Raw genomic sequence first — 17002 nt, 5'->3', positions numbered from 1 at the left:
TCGGTGAGTTGCCTGCGCGTCACGACCGACTTTCTACCCGACTCCACCCGTCGAACGGATCGGATCGGAAAGATGATCACGACATCACACAGGCCCTAGTAGTGCTGTCGAGCAGGAGCCCAAGCAGACGGCGTGACCGGGGGGCGCAGGCCGAGCCACTGCCCGGCGTCCCAGGCATGGAACCGCTCTACCTCGGTGAACCCCAGCTTTGCCGCGAGGCACATCGAGCCGACGTTGGCGGTTTGGGTGCTGAGCACCACCGGCTCGCCGGGAAGGACGCCGTCGACCCAGTCGAGTGCCGCCGCGCACGCCTCGGCGGCGTACCCGAATCCCCACGCCATGGCAGTAACATGTAGCCGAGATCGGCCTTCCCCGCGGCAGCCGGGCGACGGTGCCCCGTTGCTCTCCTGAGCAGAATCTGGCCGATCATCGACCCGTCGAGATCAACGACGAAACTCCCGGACCACTGCTCGGGCACCCTGGGCGTCTCGCGCTCAAGCTCGTCACGGGCCGGGGACCATTGAGATTGGTGTGCACCTCCGGCGAGGCGAGCAGCTCGATGAACGCCGCACGGTCCCGGGTCTCGGACTCACGGAGCACGAGCCTCTCGGTCCTGATCGGGGCAGGTGGCCAGGCGACGGGTCCGAGTTCAGTCATGCCGACCAACTACTGTAATCAGCAGGCTCGGCAGCGATCAAGGACTCGCAGACGGATCAACTCACCTGCCCAGGCTCCACCCTCACCTACTGGGGCCAGTCTCCACAAGCCACGCCAGCCAGGAACGGGATGCCTCCCGTGCTTGTGAACATCGACTTCGGCAGCGGCGGGCCGCCTCCCGAAGTGTCGTACATCTGCTGTCGGGACTGGTTGACTGCGGCCTACAGGTCGAACTCGAGGTGCTCGATGTCGGTGAAGCGGACCTCTTCCAGGCTGCCGGCGCGGCGGCCGCTGTCCTGGAAGTACACCTCCTTGAGTCCTTCGGCGGCGATCTCCTGCAGGTGCTGGTCGGACGCGCCCTGCTGCTGGGCGTCGAAGAGGCGGGCGGCGTACTGCGGCGGCAGGGCGACGGTCAGGTGCCGGATGCGGGCGTCGTCGGTGGAGCCGATCGGCGCGGTGTAGCCGATCCGGCGCGGGTGTCGATGACGATGCCGCCGGTGGTCGCCGCCTGCTGCCGTGCTCTGGCGCGGATCTGCGGCTGCCACCTCTTCCTGACCTCGGTCTCCAGCCGCGAGGCGAGGTCCGGGCGGGGCTTTTTGATCTGGTCCTTCACGTACCGCTCGACGGTGCGCTGGGAGATCCGCAGCATCTGGGCGACCGCTCTGGTGCCCTTGAGCTGTTTGACCAGGTACCGCATCTGCGCGCCCGCGCTCTTCGGGATCGGGCGCGTGAACGCCCGCTGCACCGCCTGTTCCAGGCCCTGGCCGAACACGCTCATCGCCCTCTACTCCCCGTTGTCCTGGTCGGTGACGGTGCCGTCCTTGATGTAGCGGGCGAGGTTGAGCTCCGGCGCCTGGAACTGCTCGCGGACGCCCTCGCCCCACAACACACTCTGGGTACCCTCCCACTTGACCAGCCCGGGGATCACCCGGGGTGCCACACGAAGATCAACACATCCTGCGATCCCTATGCGGAAGCTGAGAGAACCGCCCGGACACGAGCCAACCGCAGTCGGTTCTCCTCCAGCCAATCCGAGGCGACGTCAATCGGTACGAGCACCGAAATCCGCGTCGACGGCGAGTCGTGCACAGTCACCTCCACCGGATCATCAGGGACCACCTCCACCCAGGCACTGCGGTCACCGGCCGGCCACTGGGCGCCCTCCTCAGCCTGAAGGGCATCGAGGCAACGCTCCCACTCGTCCAGATCCTCACGCGATACCTGCAGCCCGATTCTCCCGTTGACGAAGTCGCTCCTTAGAACGATCTCGGCTGGGTAGTACCGCTCTGCGCCCATCACCAAAGGCGCACCACCTACCACCTCAATCGCGACGCTCCGGACCTCATCGGCGAACCGGACCAGTTCGAGCGCCTGCGCTACGTCAACCACCGTTGCTCTGAACACTTGATGGACCAGGTTGCTCTTGATCCTCTCCCACGCAACGGCCAGGACGACAGCCACCGCCTGACATGCGGGACAGCCCACGTCCATCATCTGCCGCCGCGTCCGTACCGGCGGGCGGGCCCGGCTTGGGGCGCTGCGGCAGCAACGGCTCACGCCCGCTGGCCGTTCGTCATGCCTTCGCCGACCGGGGGTCTGTACGGTGAGCGGCCCTGTCTCGCATTCGGTGGTGACGGAGCGTGCTGTTATCCGAGGAGGATGCGGTGCCGGAGCAGGGTGAAGCCTGCTCGTCCGTGCATCTGGCGCGCCACCGTCTGCACAAGCTCGTTCACACCTATCACATGAAGGTCAACGACCCTGACAACTCTCCGTCACCACCGAATGCGAGACAGGGCCGTTCCCTACACAGACCCGGACCTGGACGCCGTCACCGCAGCCCTCGCTTGCCCTGATCACAACGGCGGCGCCGAGGGCGTCAATCGGCAGACCGAGCTGATCAAGCGTCAGATGTACGGCAGAGCCAGCTTTCCCTCCTGCGCCACCGCATCCTCCTCTGACGAGGTCACGGGCAGCGGCCACCAGGTAGAACTCGGCGCATGCTTGCCTGGACCGCTATCCGGTCCGCATGGCAGAGGCGATCTGTTCCACCACCTCGTCGGTCTGGGCCAGGCACTGATGTACTTGTTCTGCAGGAGCGCCAAGAGGGTCCATTACGTCGATGTCACCGGTGTGCGCCGACATGACACCGCGGCGAGCGGCCGCGCCCTTGACCAGGGCCGGAAACCGTGCGGCGGGATCCACAACGCCTGCAGCGTCCTCTGAGCGCACCAGCTGAGCGAATTCCCGAGCGGTGAATGCACGGGACAACGCGCGCACAGGGGACAGCCGCACAGCGGCCTCACGATGCTCCGTGGCAGCGCCCAGCACCAGGTCCGCGTTCTCCACCATCTCCTTGGTCAGGCGGCGGGAACCCGTCCCGCAGGGCTGCACGCCACGGCCAAGGAGGAAGGAGGCAACAGCAGCCGCCATGGGCGTACCCTCAACGGCACCGGTTCCCGCGCTGCTCAAATGGAGCATACGCCGATGTTCGAACAGCCGATGCCTAAGCAGGCACTCGGCAAGCGGAGAGCGATAGACGTTGCCGGTGCACACCACGAGTACGCGGAACGGGGGCACACACACTCCTAGGGGCTGCCGGCGGGGCTTTGAGGCCTTTCGTCCACAGCAGCGGTTGGTGCCCTGGGCATCGGAGGTCTCAACACCATCGCGCCGAAGCCGCACAGCGAACCGCTGGCGAGAACATCGACACAGGATAACCAATCGGATTGGCACGTTGTCAGCGTCGCCCCTCGTGTCGGGATAGCGTGCCCCCTGGGCTATGCGGTGATTCCGGTGGTCAGAGGACCGGCGGCGATCCGACGATCGGCATACGCCATACAGTGCCTTATCTCCTGGACATGCTTAGCAAGCACTATTCGTCGCTGTTCATGGACGTACCGTCCTCACGTGGCCTCCACGCTCACGGCAGCCTCCGCTGTTCTACTCGTAATCGCAGTCGTAGGGGCATCCTGCTCCCCGCCAGCCGTATTCGCCCGAAGCCCCGACCTGAGCGCACCGCACCGCACCGCACCGCCGGCGGAGGCTGCACCGTGAAGGGGATCGCCGGCGCGAAGAATTGACTGAAAAAGGACGGTGACGTCAGCCTCATGGCTGGAGAATCACGGATCGCTGATTCATTCATGCGCTTGCGACGGCGCCTCAAGCTCCCCGGAAGTACAGGGCTGTCCGTACTCGCCGAATGGCGCCGCTTCCCGAGGCCTCGGGCCCGGCAAGTCCTGTGGGCTGCCGCCCTCCTGTGCCTCGCGGAGATGGCTTGGATTGTGGCCACCAGCCTGCTTGTTCGGGCGGAGCTCATGGCTGCTCAGCGGTCGCTGGAGACGCTTCGGTCTTCGGCCATGGGGGCCGCGGGGACCGCGGACCCGGAGGCGGCGATGCGTTCCGCGGCGGCACATGCTGCCCGGGCGCATCGCCTCAGCAGCGGACCGGCCTGGTATCTCCTCACACACACCCCGTACCTCGGTCCGCCCGCAGAAACCATCCGGGGCATCACGAAGGCCGCCGACCGGCTGACTCACGATGTACTTCCGCCGGTCGTGAACATCGCTTCGAACGTCGCGCGTGACTCCCGTGGAAGAGGCTTCGCAGCACTGCTGCCCGCCTTGGGCGGCCATGCTCCGGCTCTGGAACGGGCGGCGAGTATCGCCACAGAGACGCGCGCGGAGGTCCGACAACTGCCCGGCAGCACATGGCCCCACGCGGTCGGTCACGCACACACGCAACTCGTCCGGTTGCTCGACCGGATCGTGCCCGCCACGGCAGATGCCGCAGTGGCCGCCCGGGTACTGCCGCCGGTGCTGGGACAGCACAGCCCGCGGCGGTACTTCGTCGTCGTGCAGAACACGGCGGAAGCCCGTGGCACCGGTGGCATGCCCGGGGCCTTCGCCGTGATCACCGCCGACCGGGGACAACTGAGCTTCGAGGCCCTCGGCAACGACGACGCGGTGACGGGCGCGAACCCCAAGGTCGATCTGGGAGCCGAGTTCACCGCCCGCTACGGTCGGGCCCAGCCCACCCGGTACTGGGCCAACTCCAACCTCAGCCCGCACTTCCCCCACGCCGCCCGTATCTGGACGGCAACCTGGCACCAGCGCAGCGGCCGGCAGGTGGACGGGGTCGTAGGCCTGGACCCCACCGTTCTGTCCCGACTGCTCAGCGTGACGGGTCCGGGACGACTGGCCGACGGCACACAGCTCACCGCCGACAATGCGCTGGATCTTGCGGAGCGCACCGGATACGCGCGCTACCCCGACGACGCGCAACGCAAGGCGTTTCTCCTGGATCTGGCGCGCACGGCGACCGGCAGCCTGGTGAACGCCCTCCAGGACCCGCGGCGGCTCGCCGGACTGGTCAGGGCCGCTTATGGCGACGCGGCCGAGGGACGGCTGAAGATGTGGAGTGCCCGGGAGGACGAGCAGCGTCTTCTGGCCACCCGGCCCTGGGGCGGCACATTTCCCGACGATCCCGGTCCCTTCGCCGGACTCGTCATCAACAACGCCGCCGGCGGGAAGCTCGACTACTACCTCGAGCGGGAGCTGAGCTGGACCCCGGGCCGCTGCACGTCTCGTGGCCGGCTCGTCACCGCACGGATCACGCTCAGGAACGCGGCTCCGACGTCAGGACTTCCCGCGTATGTCACCCAGCGGGGCGACAAGCCGCCGTACAAGACCCGGCCGGGCGACAATCGGCTACTGGTCTCCTACTACGCCAGCGTCGGCGCACACCTCACCGGCGCGTCCCTCGACGGCCGGGCCGCCCTGGTGGGAAGTGGCGCGGAGCGACGGCACCCGGTCTACACGCTGGATGTGGAACTGCCCGCGCAAGACACCCGGATCCTCACGCTCGACCTGGTCGAGCCGATCAGCGACCGCGAACCCGTACTCTGGCGCCAGCCGCTGGTCACACCGCTGCGGGCGCACGTGGGGGCCTACCCGGCGTGCGGCGACTGACGGCGGCACACCCAGCAGGGCAGGGACGAAACCGGAAGAGGTCAGCCGACCTGCGCCGCTCTTCCGGCTGCCGCTGCCCGCCTCCTGCGAGCCCCGTCCGCCAAGGCCTCGTAGACGTCGTCGAACCATGCTGCAGTGGCGGCCACGTCCACCGAAGAGGTGTCGGCCAGCGCTCCGGCGGAGAGCGCCGCGTGCACCTCGGGACGCATGGCGCGCAGGACGGCCTCCGCCAGCCGTTCTGGGGAACCGGGTTGGACGAGGATGCCGTTGTCACCGTCGTGGACCAGATCGGGGATACCTCCGACTGCCGGGGCCACCACTGGCACGCCGGACGCGATGGCCTCCATGACGACCACGGGCATCGCCTCATGATGCGACGACAGCACCAGGGCGTCGGCCGCCGCCACCAGCCGGCCGGCCTGCCGCACCCGTCCCAGGTAGCGCACCCGGTCGCCCAGCCCGCGTCGGTCGATGTCCGCGAGCACCTGTTCACGCAGTGGCCCGTCCCCGGCGAGGACGAACAGCGCGTCAGGACGCCGGCTCAGCACCACTTCGGCCGCATCGAGCATCATCGGATGGTTCTTCACCGCGCGGAAGTTCGCGACGAATGCCAGGACGAAGGCATCGCGGGGGATCTCGAACTCGGCCCGCACCTGGTCCGCCTGCCGGGCCCAGCTGCGCTGGATCGCGACGTCCACGCCGTGAATGCGGGTGCGGACCGCACGGGCGCCCCGCACGGTCCCGGAAGCGGCCACCTGCGGTGAGACGGCCACTGTCAGGTCGTCCAGACGGCGGGTCGTCCGGTTGACCAGTCTGGTCAGCGGGTGACACGACACACAGTGCACCGTCGAGACCAGCGCTGGCCGCGAGCGCCTCAGGTGCAGGGCCGGGCGCAGCACCGCCGCGAGCAACGGTGAGTGCACATTGACCACATCGGGAGCCAGCCGCCGCACCACGCCCACCATCCTGAGGTAGCGCCGCCACCGTGGAGCGGACCGAAGGTCGACGACCGTCACTCCGCAGTCCCGGAGCGCGTTCACCAGTTCCTCCGTCGCCGCCCGCAGGAAGACCACGGTGTAGTCGCGGCCGGTCCGCGGTGCCCGGCGCAGGCGGTTCACGAGGAGAACCTCGGCACCGCCCACGTCCAGGGTCTTGATCACTTCGCAGATACGTGTCGTCTTCACCACGCCGCCCTCCCAGGCCGAGCGACCTGTGATCGCCCGTCAGCCTCGGCTCGAGTTCGGTGCCGGCGGACCGCTGGCCGCGGGGAACATTGCGCTGTTCGTGCCGACTTCCCGACTGTGCGGCACGTCTGCCGGCTGGACGCGACGCCCGAGCGTTCCGCTGCGCCTCAGCGTCCCGACCGAACGCGCCGTGCGTCCCGGAGTACTGGCCCGGACCTCGGCGTGCGGGGGAAGGCCTGCCGTGGATGGGACCCTGAGCAGCAGCCGCACCGCCACGGCGCCCACCAGAACGGCCGCGACGAGCGCGACCCCTGGAGCGACCGCCCCGTGCGTCACGAGCGACCCGGACAGGCAGCCCAGCGCCGCGACGAAACAGAGGGCATGCACGACCTGCTGGACCGTCATCCCCATCCGGCGCAGCCGGTGGGTCATGTGATCCGTGCCGCCCTGCAGCAGCGGCCTCGACTCCCGGTAGCGGGACGTCATCACCAGGGCGGTGTCCACCGTCGGGATCAGAGTGACCAGCAGAAGGACGACGGGAACGGACAGGCCGTCCGCACCCCGGTGGAGCACCATCACCCCGGAGGAGAGCGTGAAGCCGAGAAAGAGAGAACCCGCGTCCCCGAGGAAGATGCGTGCCGGGTGCCGGTTGTGGAAGAGGAAACCGAGGCAGGCTCCGGCCAGGGCCGCCATCACTACGCCAGGGCCGTCGGACGCGTCGGTGAGGCAGACCACTCCGCCGATGACAGCACACAGCGAGGAAGCCACGCCGTCCATGTTGTCCAGCAGGTTGAACGCGTTCGTCATGAAGACGATCCACAGGACGGCGAGCACCGCGTCGAACGCGCCGCCGAAGAGCGTCGGATGCCCCCCCACCAGGACCACCGTCGCGGCAGCCGACGTCTCGACGCACAGCCGGATGCCCGGGCCGAGCTGGCGCAGATCGTCGACGAGCCCGAGGACGCACACGATCGTCCCGCAACCGAGCAGCACCGCGAGAGCCGGGTCGAGGACACTGCGGGCGATCGCGGCGGCCGTACCCGCGGCAAGGGTGGCGACCGCGACCGCGACACCGCCCAGATAGGGCGTCGGCCGGGTGTGCGCCTTGCGGGCGTTGGGCCGGTCGGTGATCCCATGGAGCACGGCGAAGCGCCGCAAGGGCTCCGTCAGTACGAGTGCAAGCAGCAGCGCCGCAGCGCCTGCTCCCGCCGTACAGAGCGCCGAACTCACGCCGGCCACGGTGCTGCCAGGGCGGTCTCGGGAACGGGTGTGCCGGCCGCCGGGACACGCTGTCCCGAGTGCTCCAAGACCGCTGGTACGGGCTCATGCAGGTTGCCGTGCCATTCGGCACGAGCATCCGCGATCGCGTCCGAGAGGATGTCGGAGAGCGTACGCCGAGGCTGCCAGCCGGTCAGGACGCGGAGCTTCGTGGTGTCCGGGACCCGGCGTTCCATGTCCTCGAAGCCTGGTCCGTACGCCTCGTCGTACGACAGATGCTCCACCGGGGAGGCGCTCTGGGCCTGGGTGATGATCCGGTCGGCGAGCTCCCGGATGCTGATCTCGTCGTCCGCGCCGATGTTGAAGATCTCTCCTTCCGTGCCCGGGCGTTCCAGCAGGATCATCAGGGCCGCGACGGCGTCGGCGACATGCAGGAAGCAGCGCCTTTGACGGCCGCTCGCATGGATCGTGAGGGGCTCCCCCCGCACCGCCTGCCGGGCGAAGCGTGGGATGACCATCCCGTACGCCGGACTCTGGCGGGGCCCCACGGTGTTGAAAAACCGGACCACGGTCGACCGCAGCCCCCGCTCACGGTGGTAGAGACAGGCCATGATCTCGTCCACTGCCTTGGCCGTGCTGTACGACCAACGGGCCACGGAAGGGCTGCCCAGGATGCGGTCGGAGGTCTCGGTGAGCCGTCCGGAGGAATTCTTTCCGTAGATTTCCGACGTGCTGGCGATCAGGATCCTGCGTTCGTGGCGACACGCGGACTCGATGACCGTTTCAGTGCCTTTCGTGTTCGTGATGAAGGATGTCAACGGCTGTTCGACAATGAGTTTGACCCCTACGGCGGCAGCCAAATGAATGACGGTCTCGCACTCCTGCACCAGCCTGTCGACGAGCGGTGCGTCCAGAACGGAGCCGCGCACAAAGCGGAAAAGCGGATTCGCCTCCGTCCGGGCGATGTATCCCGGTTGCCCGGTGGAGAGGTCGTCGAGGACTACCACGCGGTGCCCCTCGGCCAGCAGTGCGTCAACGAGATGGGATCCGATGAAGCCAGCCCCGCCAGTAACCAGGTATTTCGAACAATGATCCATGCGCCGTCACTCCGGTTCGGATGGTGGGTCTCGGTCCCCTGGCAGAGCCCGGTCACATCACCGAGCCAACGTTCACCTATGCGATCGACAGCCGTAATTGAAACATCGTCATGCCTCGTTGACGCCCTTCGGCGCGTCTTGTCGTTACGGAATTAGGGTGATGCGAGCCAGACATGTACCGCAGATGCCGATCGAGGCGGCCGCATGTGTATCAAATTGGCCTGACATAGTGGCGGTTGCAAAAAAATCGGAGTAATGGGTGCGTCAGAGCAGCCGTACGAGCGGGAGCAAGCTGATCGTTGTCGGCCTGGGATACGTGGGTCTGCCACTGGCCATGCGGGCGGTCGAAGCCGGCTTTTCCGTGATCGGCGTGGACACCGATGAGTTGCGTGTCAAGCGCCTGGGCGCCTGCGACTCCTACATCGAGGGCGTCGACGGCGCGAGCCTTGTGGCCGCGGCGGACAGCGGCCGCTTCCGCGCCACCACCGACTACAAGACGATCGACAGTGTCGACGTCTGCGTTATCACCGTGCCAACCCCGCTGCGTGAGGGTGCACCCGATCTGGGCTTTGTGGATTGCGCCGGTCGGAGCATCGCCCCCCACCTCAGCCCCGGCTCCACCGTGATCCTGGAGTCCACCACGTATCCCGGGACGACCGAGTGCCTGCTGCGGCCGCTGCTGGAGGCGGGCAGCGGGCTGGAGGCCGGTCGGGACTTCCACCTCGGTTACTCCCCGGAGCGCATCGACCCCGGGAACCCCGACTGGCACCTGGAGAACACGCCCAAGGTGATCTCGGGGATCGACGAGGCATCGCTCGGCAGCATCGAGCGCTTCTACGCCTCCATCGTGGAGCGCACCGTGCCCGTGAGCTCGTGCCGCACCGCCGAGCTGACCAAGCTGCTGGAGAACACCTTCCGGCACGTCAACATCGCGTTGGTCAACGAGATGGCCATGATCTCGCGGCAGTTGGGGGCGGACATCTGGGAGGCGGTCGAGGCCGCGAGTACCAAGCCGTTCGGTTTCATGCCGTTCAGGCCCGGGCCGGGTGTGGGCGGACACTGCCTGCCGGTGGACCCCTCCTATCTGTCGTGGCAGGTCAAGAGGCTGCTGAGGCAGGACGTCCGGTTCGTCACCCTGGCCAATGAGATCAACGATCACATGCCCGACCACGTCGTCCGGCGGATCACCCACGGCCTGAACAAGCGCGGCAAGTCGGTCAATGGCTCCCGCGTGCTGCAACTCGGTCTGTCCTACAAGAAGAACACCGGCGACATCCGAGAGTCGCCCGCCCTCGTCATCGCCCGGTCGCTACTCGCTCTCGGCGCCCAACTGGTCGTGACGGAGCCGCACACCGACTCGTATCTCGTTCCCCCGGACATCACCCGGGTGGAGCTCACCGAGGCGGAGATCCGGACCGCCGACGTGGTCCTGGTGACGACCGACCACGACGCCTTCGACTACGCACTCGTCGAACGGGCCGGGGCCTATGTCTTCGACACCCGCAACCGGTGCCGGGGTGAGCGTGTCGAGATCCTCTGAACGTGTATGCGCTGCGCGGAGGCGCAGCGGCAGGTGAATGGGCTGTGACGCACAGAGAACACACCGGGAGCGACCACCGCGCGAGCATTGGGCGTAGGCGACCCCTCCAACGCTGGCAACGGCATCTGCATACCTTCGGTTCCCTCACTGTCGCCTCCCAGATGGAATCGGCAGTGTCGTTCGCCACCACGGCCACGCTGGCCCGGCAGGCCGGCGGGGCGGAGACGGGAAAGGTGCTGCTGGCCCAGTCCGTGGCGACGGTCTGGTTCCTGCTGTGGGATCCGCGTTTCGAGGACGCGCAGCAGCGGTTCGTCCCCCTGGAACAACGTCGCGGCCGTGGCCGGGGAACCCGGCTGTACCGCAGACTTCTGTGGCTGGACGTCGCGGCAGGACTGCTGGCCACGGTCGTGGGTGTCGTGGCGGTGCTGGCCGCCGCAGCCGTCGGATTGATCTCCGCCGAATGGCTCGTGCTGCTCATGCCGGCCGTGCTGGCAGCCGGGGTGGCCACGCCGTCGGGAAGTGCTTCGGCCGGGTTCGCGATCGCCGACCAGCTCTCCCGGCTCGGCGTGATCCGCCTGGTGCTGGCCCTGTTCGGCTGCGTGGTGACGCTGGGCGCATTGCTGACGATCGGTACGGTCGGCTACCTGGCGGCGACCGTCGTCACAGGCCTGGTCTACACGGTGGTCGTCACGGCGGTCGCCTGGCGGCAGGTCCGTCGGGCGTGTGGCCCGTCCTCCGCTTGTCACGTTCCGTCGCCACCGGGTCTGGTGCCCTTCCTAGTGAAGAGTTCGGCGACCGGATCGGTCTCCTTGGCGACGGACAACGGCATCTTCCTGCTGGCCGGACTGCTCGGCGGCCCCACCCTGGTGACGTACCTCAAGATCGCCGGTGCTCCGGGCCGTCTCTTCGCGAGCTTCGTCAATCCGCTGGCGGCTCAGCTCTACCCGCGCCTGGCACGGGCCGCGGCCCAAGGGAGCCGTACGGCGGTGATGCGGGACGTCCTCCGCTCCAGCGCACTCACCGGAGGGATCGGGGTGCTCGCGGTGGTGGCGGCTGCTGCTCTTCTGGGCCTTCTGCTCGGCCTCGTGTACGGCCCCGAGTACAAGGTGCTCTCCACGACAGCGGTGGTGATGCTGGCGGGCGCCGCGCTGCGTGGCGCCGTGGTCTGGGCGAAGGTGCTGCCCTCCGCTCTGGGAGTCCCGGGGGTCAGGCTGGTGTTTCTCAGCGCCGAAGGCATCTGCCAGCTCGCGACGCTTGTGGCTGCCACGCAGGTCTGTGCCGGTTCGTTGTGCGGCACCGCGGCGTTCGCGTGGGGATCGCTGGGCCTGATCTCGCTGAGTACGGTCGGCTGGTTCCTCAGCCTCCGGGTCCTCCTCCGGTCGCTGACCGATCCGGGGGCACCCACAGAACCGGGTCCGGCAGTCGGCCAACCCAGCGCTCACCCCGCTTCCTAACGCTGTTGTCAAGCAGCCGTAGTCACTGGAGGTGCGACTTAATAGCACCGTCGGTCACCAATCAGGGCCCACAGAACGTTGACGCGTCGGCGGGCGAGGGCGAGCACGGCCTGGACGTGCTTTTTACCCTCCGCGCGTTTGCGGTCGTAGAACTTCCGAGAGTTCGGGTCGCAGCGGACGCTGACCAGCTCTCGAAACCGGCCCTCGATGAGCTTGTCCATCTCGGAGATCTGCTGATTGAGGGCCATCACCTCCTCTGCCAGGGTGTGGACCAGCTTCGCGATGGTCTTCTCCCCGGGGACGGCGGTGTGCTGGCGCTCGGCGGCCTCGACTGCGGCCTCGGCCAGGGATCTCGCGTTGCGGGCCTTACGGTTGGCCAGCCAGGTGGTCAGCCGCGAGATCCCGGCGCGGCGGATCGCGGCCGGGGTCTGGTAGCCCGTCAGCAGCCTGAGAGGCCCGGTGTCGGTGACCTCCAGGGCCCGCTCCAGGGCGGGGAACATGCTCAGCAGGGTGCCGCACAGGCGGTTCACTGCGCGGGTGCGGTCCTCGACCAGGTCGGCCCGGCGTCCGGTCAGCAGCTTGAGCTCGATGGCGGCTTCGTCGCCGGGGCGGAGGGCCGCAGGTCGCGGCGCATTCTGGCCTGGTCGGCGATGACGTAGGCGTCGCGGGCGTCGGTCTTGCCCTCGCCGCGGTAGCCGTCGGATGCCCGGTTCACCAGCCGGCCGGGCATGTAGAGGACTTCCTGGCCGTGGTTGATCAGCAGGGCCAGCAGCAGCGCGGGTTCCCCGCCGGTCATGTAGATGGCCCAGGTGACCGGGCGGCCGTCGGCCAGGTCGAGGGCGTCACCGATCAGTTTCAGCAGCTCGGGTTCGTCGTTGGCAACCCGCCGCGACAGCAGCGTCTTGCCGTCGGCATCCACCGCGAGGCCGTGATGATGGCCCTTGCCGCTGTCGATCCCCGCCCATATCCGGCTCATCGCGCTCCTGACGTGTGTGTTCGTGCTGTTCGTGCCACGGACGACCTCGCCGGCATTGCTCTACGCAGCGACTTGTTCGCACTTCCTAATCGGCGGCCGAGTCGTCGTGGGGTGCCGGAGGCGAAGCGAGGCAAGCCACGAGACGGCAGCCGCCTGATAGCCACACCCAGCACTCCTGGGCGACCCAACCCTACGAATGGCTCGATCAACCCGATCAAGACGGTAGAGCCGCCTGAGAAGCGGCACGGTGCCGGCCCTACGCGTACGCCATCAGCGAGCGGAACCACCGGACGGTCTCGGCCAGTCCCTGCTCCAGCGGCACCGGACGGATACCGGTGAACAGACTCCGCAGCAGGCCGTCGTCGGCCTGGGAAGCCCGGACCTCGCCGTTACGGGGTGCCTCGTGGCGGACCTCGATCGCCAGTTCCAGCGTCTTGGCGAGGTGATGCGCGAGTTCCAACACGCTGATCCGGGTACCGAAGGCCAGGTTGACCGGGCTGGCACAGGTGACCCTGCGATCGACGGCGTCGGCGAGCACTCGGACGACCGTGCCCACGTACGTGAAGTCGCGGACCTGGTAGCCGTCGCCGAACACCGTCAGCGGTTGACCGCGCAGTGCCGCGTCGACGAAGGACGGGACGACCGCGGCGTAGGCGTGTCCGGCCTGCTGCAGCGGGCCGTAGACGTTGAAGAAGCGGAAGACGAGGGCCGGAAGGCCGAAAGCCGAATGGTGGGCGAGCACGTACGACTCGGTCGCGACCTTGCTGGCGGCGTAAGGGCTGAGCGGACGGGTCGGCAGGCCCTCGTGCTTGGGCAGGTCGGTGACGGAGCCGTACACCGAGGACGACGACGCGGCGACCAGGTGCGTGTTCCCACGGCGGCACGCCTCCAGCACGCGCATGGTCCCGGTGGCGTTGACTTCGTGGCTGGCAAACGGATCCGCCAGGGAACGCGGCACGGATGGTCGCGCGGCCAGATGGACAACCGTGTCGGCCCGAGCCACCACGCTGTCGAGCAGGTCGCGGTCGAGGATGCTGCCCTCGACCAATTCCACGTCCGTATCCGCGAGGTTGGCCGCCGAGCCGGTACTCAGGTCGTCCAGGGCGACAACCTCGCCGACGGAGGGGCGCAAGGCCAGCTCGCGGCACAGGTTCGCTCCGATGAACCCGGCGCCTCCGGTCACTACGACGTTCAACGGTCGGCACCTTTCGATAGGGGAGCGGGCCACCAGCCGCGCGCTACGGCGATGGAGGCGTAGAGGTCGTGGGTGTCCCGCACCAGGCGCTCGGCCCCGAATTGCCGCGTTGTCCAGTCGCGGGCCTGTTCTCCCATCCGGCGGCGGAGACCGTCGTCGCGGAGCAGCGTGACGGTGTGGCGAGTGAGCTCGTCGGCATCCGGGGAGGCCAGCAGCCCCGTCGTCCCGTCCCGGAGCACCTCGGCCACGCTGCCCACGTTCGTGGCCACGGCCGGTACCCCGGCCATCCCGGCCTCGATCAGGCTGACCGGCATACCCTCGTTGTCCGAGGTCAGGAGCACCACGTCCGCGGCGGCGTAAACGGTCTCCACATCGGCGCGCCAGCCCAGCAGATGCAGCGAGTCGCGCAGATCGGCGGCCGATTCCAGGTCGACGCTCAGGTCTCCGTCCCCGCACACCAGGAATCGGGTGGTCGTCACGGCGCGGCGCACCTCGCGGGCCACCGCGAGGAAGCGGTCGGGCCGCTTGATCCTGGTCACCCGCCCGACATAGGCCACGACGAGGCTGTCCTGCGGGATGCCGAGCTGTTCCCGCGCCTCCGCGCGCCCGGGAGCCGATGCCGCTGTGGTGCCGGGCGGCACCACAGCGTACTGCCCGGGCCGCCCGATGCCTGCAGCCAGGAGGTCGTCCCGGACACCGTGCCCGACCGCCACGAGCCGGTCGCTGACGGCCGCCAGACCCCGCTCGGCCCGGACCACCAGACGGGTCTTGGCCGGTGAGAAATAGCCGTGCAGGAGGTGGCCGTGGAAGGTGTGCACCCGTGCAGGCACCTGCGCCAGCACCGCTGCCGCACGCCCGAGCGATCCAGCCTTGGCGGTGTGCGTGTGCACGATGTGCGGCCGGAACCGGCGCATGGCGGCGACCAGCGCGGACAACGCGCGCAGGTCGTCGGCCGGCCGCACGGCCCGGCCCAGGGTGGGCACCCGGCAGACCTGCACGTCCCGGGCCCGCTGGTGCACGTAGTCGGCCTCGTCCGGGCCCACGAAACCGGCGTACAACCGTTGGTCGAACAACTCCGTGTCGAGCCCGCGCATCAGTGTGGAGACCTGGAGGGCGGGACCCCCCACGTTCATTCTCGCGATGACTCTCATCACCCGAATCCGCGAGGAGGCGGCGCCGTTGGTGCGACGTCGGGCAATCACCATGCAGCCTCACCACGTTCCTGGCCGACCGCTGGGTCGGGCACCGTTACCCGCCCACGACGAGCGCTCATGGTGACCTGCCGGGGACGAGGGGGCGACTCCGACACGCCGCCGGCCGGAACGGCGGCCACACCTACGGCGTACCCGTCGGCCCCGGCTGTCTCAGGCTGCAGGCGCACTGTTCCACCCTTCGGTTCCGCCGGGCGGCCGAGCCCCATGCCCGCGTAGACAAAGAAGAGCAGTGTCTGCATCGACCCCGCATACAGGGTCATCTCCGTGAAGGACATGGCGAGCACCGCGACGGTGACCAACAGCGGGGCGTCACGGCGCCGGACCAGACGCCGCAGCAGCCCACCCAGGAACAGCATGAGCGCCAGCAGCGCCGGCAGGCCCACCGAGGTGAACACGTTGATGAAGAGGTTGTAGGGCATGACCTGCCGCGCCACGTCCCACCCGGACATCTGGAAGTGCTCCATGGTCGACACGCGGCTCCACCCGCTGCCCAGGAAGGGGTTCTCCAGGCCGGCACGGAATCCGTTGACGATACTCCGGTGACGGAGCACCGCGCTGAAGCCGTTGAGGCCCAGCCATTCCGTGACGAGGTCGACTGTCCGCAGCCCCACAAGCGTGAGGCCCGCGATAATGACGACGAGCCTGGGCATGGAGATCTTCCGTTGGGCCCAGACGACGAGCACGACGATGGTGGCGAACCACACGCTGCGGGTCTGCGTCAGGAGGATCCCTCCCAGGAGCATCGCGCCGACGACCCACCTGCCCCAGAACCGCAGTTCGGAGGTGAGCAGGGGGCACAGCGCGACCAGCAACAGCACGCCGGTCTGAAACGGGTCATGGATGTCCACCCCGACGAGCCGTGCCTGCCCCCCCAGTACCCCGCCCACGAGGTTGACGAGGGCATAGCACAGGACACCCACGTAGACGAGCCTCCGATCCGTTTCCCGGCTCGACAGGAGCAGGAACACCGCGCCGTAGACGGCGATCCGGAGGAGCGGGCTGACCGATGTGCCAGCGAGGAGCGTGCACAGGAACGACCAGGTCAGGAACAGCACGAGACATGCGCCAACCCGCCAGTTGCATTCGCCCCCCGTGCGCCGAAGTGTGAGACCAAGCAGCAGGTGCAGCAACAGCAACACGTCGGTGATGAGCAGCGGACCCACCAGGGGGGCCTGCAGCGCTGCGATGCCGAGCCCATGCCCCAGCACCACAGCCCCGACCAGCACGAGTGCGGACGGCAGGAGCATCCCCAGCATCATCAGGATGACCAACGCCGATGCCAGGGGCCAGGCCGAGCCGCGCGTGCCCAGCAGCACGGCGATCACGAGTACGGAAACCGCGGCGGCGACCATGAGCGTGGCGGACTGCCCGGGCAGGGGCACGGTGTCGCGCTTCGGTCGGCGGAGCGGCCGCATGAGCGTCCTCGGCAATGTCACCGGGCTCAGTGTGGTCGCGTGGCACGGAACGCGGTGTCCGGCACGCGGGAGTCCGCAGCCCGCG

The 17002-nt window shown here is 68.4% G+C and carries 12 protein-coding genes and 3 pseudogenes; 3 read left to right on the top strand and 12 right to left on the bottom strand.

What is annotated here, in order from left to right; genetic code table 11:
* Positions 1 to 95: 95 nt before the first annotated feature.
* The 5 genes and pseudogenes from KUM49_RS29700 to KUM49_RS29680 form a co-directional block, all read right to left on the bottom strand.
* Positions 96 to 657: pseudogene (locus tag KUM49_RS29700) on the bottom strand (GNAT family N-acetyltransferase).
* A 221-nt stretch (positions 658 to 878) separates the two neighbouring features.
* Positions 879 to 1435 (bottom strand): annotated as a pseudogene (locus tag KUM49_RS29695) (XRE family transcriptional regulator).
* A gap of 6 nt (positions 1436 to 1441) precedes the next feature.
* Complete coding sequence (locus KUM49_RS29690) at positions 1442 to 1597, bottom strand: hypothetical protein (protein ID WP_217240047.1); 156 nt, start codon at positions 1595 to 1597, stop codon at positions 1442 to 1444.
* 26 nt (positions 1598 to 1623) lie between these two features.
* On the bottom strand, positions 1624 to 2118 hold the full coding sequence (locus KUM49_RS29685; protein ID WP_308406794.1) for a DUF5959 family protein: 495 nt from the start codon (positions 2116 to 2118) through the stop codon (positions 1624 to 1626).
* 552 nt (positions 2119 to 2670) lie between these two features.
* The gene (locus KUM49_RS29680) at positions 2671 to 3234 is read right to left on the bottom strand and encodes a low molecular weight phosphatase family protein (RefSeq protein WP_217240042.1); all 564 of its coding nucleotides are present in this window, start codon (positions 3232 to 3234) and stop codon (positions 2671 to 2673) included.
* A 1187-nt stretch (positions 3235 to 4421) separates the two neighbouring features.
* Between KUM49_RS29680 and KUM49_RS48710 the strand changes: the two genes are divergently transcribed.
* Positions 4422 to 5624 (top strand): DUF4012 domain-containing protein, encoded by a 1203-nt coding sequence (locus KUM49_RS48710; protein ID WP_308406793.1) that lies wholly within the window; start codon positions 4422 to 4424, stop codon positions 5622 to 5624.
* 41 nt (positions 5625 to 5665) lie between these two features.
* Here the strand turns inward: KUM49_RS48710 and KUM49_RS29670 are convergent, their stop codons facing one another.
* From KUM49_RS29670 to KUM49_RS29660, 3 genes are read right to left on the bottom strand one after another with little or no spacing between them, the layout of a single operon-like run.
* Positions 5666 to 6811, bottom strand: a complete 1146-nt coding sequence (locus KUM49_RS29670) for a glycosyltransferase (protein ID WP_217240040.1) — start codon at positions 6809 to 6811, stop codon at positions 5666 to 5668.
* A 36-nt stretch (positions 6812 to 6847) separates the two neighbouring features.
* A complete protein-coding gene (locus KUM49_RS29665; protein ID WP_217240039.1) occupies positions 6848 to 8038 on the bottom strand; it encodes an MraY family glycosyltransferase in 1191 nt (396 codons plus the stop codon).
* Positions 8035 to 9123, bottom strand: coding sequence for an NAD(P)-dependent oxidoreductase (locus tag KUM49_RS29660; protein WP_217240038.1), 1089 nt, complete (start codon positions 9121 to 9123; stop codon positions 8035 to 8037). The genes KUM49_RS29665 and KUM49_RS29660 overlap by 4 nt, the downstream gene beginning before the upstream one ends.
* Before the next feature lie 259 nt (positions 9124 to 9382).
* Here KUM49_RS29660 and KUM49_RS29655 point away from each other — a divergent pair, with 259 nt between their 5' ends.
* Together KUM49_RS29655 and KUM49_RS29650 are read left to right on the top strand one after the other, a co-directional pair.
* Entirely contained in the window at positions 9383 to 10663 is a 1281-nt protein-coding gene (locus KUM49_RS29655; protein WP_308406792.1) for a nucleotide sugar dehydrogenase, read from the top strand.
* A gap of 161 nt (positions 10664 to 10824) precedes the next feature.
* Entirely contained in the window at positions 10825 to 12117 is a 1293-nt protein-coding gene (locus KUM49_RS29650) for a hypothetical protein (protein ID WP_217240037.1), read from the top strand.
* A gap of 38 nt (positions 12118 to 12155) precedes the next feature.
* Here the strand turns inward: KUM49_RS29650 and KUM49_RS29645 are convergent.
* The 4 genes and pseudogenes from KUM49_RS29645 to KUM49_RS29630 form a co-directional block, all read right to left on the bottom strand.
* A pseudogene (locus KUM49_RS29645) lies at positions 12156 to 13093 on the bottom strand (IS110 family transposase).
* A gap of 256 nt (positions 13094 to 13349) precedes the next feature.
* The gene (locus KUM49_RS29640) at positions 13350 to 14288 is read right to left on the bottom strand and encodes an NAD-dependent epimerase/dehydratase family protein (RefSeq protein WP_217240036.1); all 939 of its coding nucleotides are present in this window, start codon (positions 14286 to 14288) and stop codon (positions 13350 to 13352) included.
* Complete coding sequence (locus KUM49_RS29635) at positions 14285 to 15421, bottom strand: glycosyltransferase (protein ID WP_217240035.1); 1137 nt, start codon at positions 15419 to 15421, stop codon at positions 14285 to 14287. The genes KUM49_RS29640 and KUM49_RS29635 overlap by 4 nt, the downstream gene beginning before the upstream one ends.
* A 65-nt stretch (positions 15422 to 15486) precedes the next feature.
* Entirely contained in the window at positions 15487 to 16917 is a 1431-nt protein-coding gene (locus tag KUM49_RS29630) for an O-antigen ligase (protein WP_217240034.1), read from the bottom strand.
* Positions 16918 to 17002 lie beyond the last annotated feature (85 nt).

Origin of the sequence: Streptomyces sp. AC555_RSS877 (assembly GCF_019049245.1) — a bacterium.
In the GTDB taxonomy this organism is placed as follows: Bacteria; Actinomycetota; Actinomycetes; order Streptomycetales; family Streptomycetaceae; genus Streptomyces.
Note: the sequence above shows the minus strand (reverse complement) of the source record. Positions and strands in the feature narration are given on the sequence as shown.

Bases quoted from the DNA above. Each gene is read 5' to 3' on its own strand.
- KUM49_RS29635 (WP_217240035.1), bottom strand. From the start codon at position 15,421: ATGAACGTGGGGGGTCCCGCCCTCCAGGTCTCCACACTGATGCGCGGG.
- KUM49_RS29630 (WP_217240034.1), bottom strand. From the start codon at position 16,917: ATGCGGCCGCTCCGCCGACCGAAGCGCGACACCGTGCCCCTGCCCGGG.
- KUM49_RS29650 (WP_217240037.1), top strand. From the start codon at position 10,825: ATGGAATCGGCAGTGTCGTTCGCCACCACGGCCACGCTGGCCCGGCAG.
- KUM49_RS29660 (WP_217240038.1), bottom strand. From the start codon at position 9,123: ATGGATCATTGTTCGAAATACCTGGTTACTGGCGGGGCTGGCTTCATC.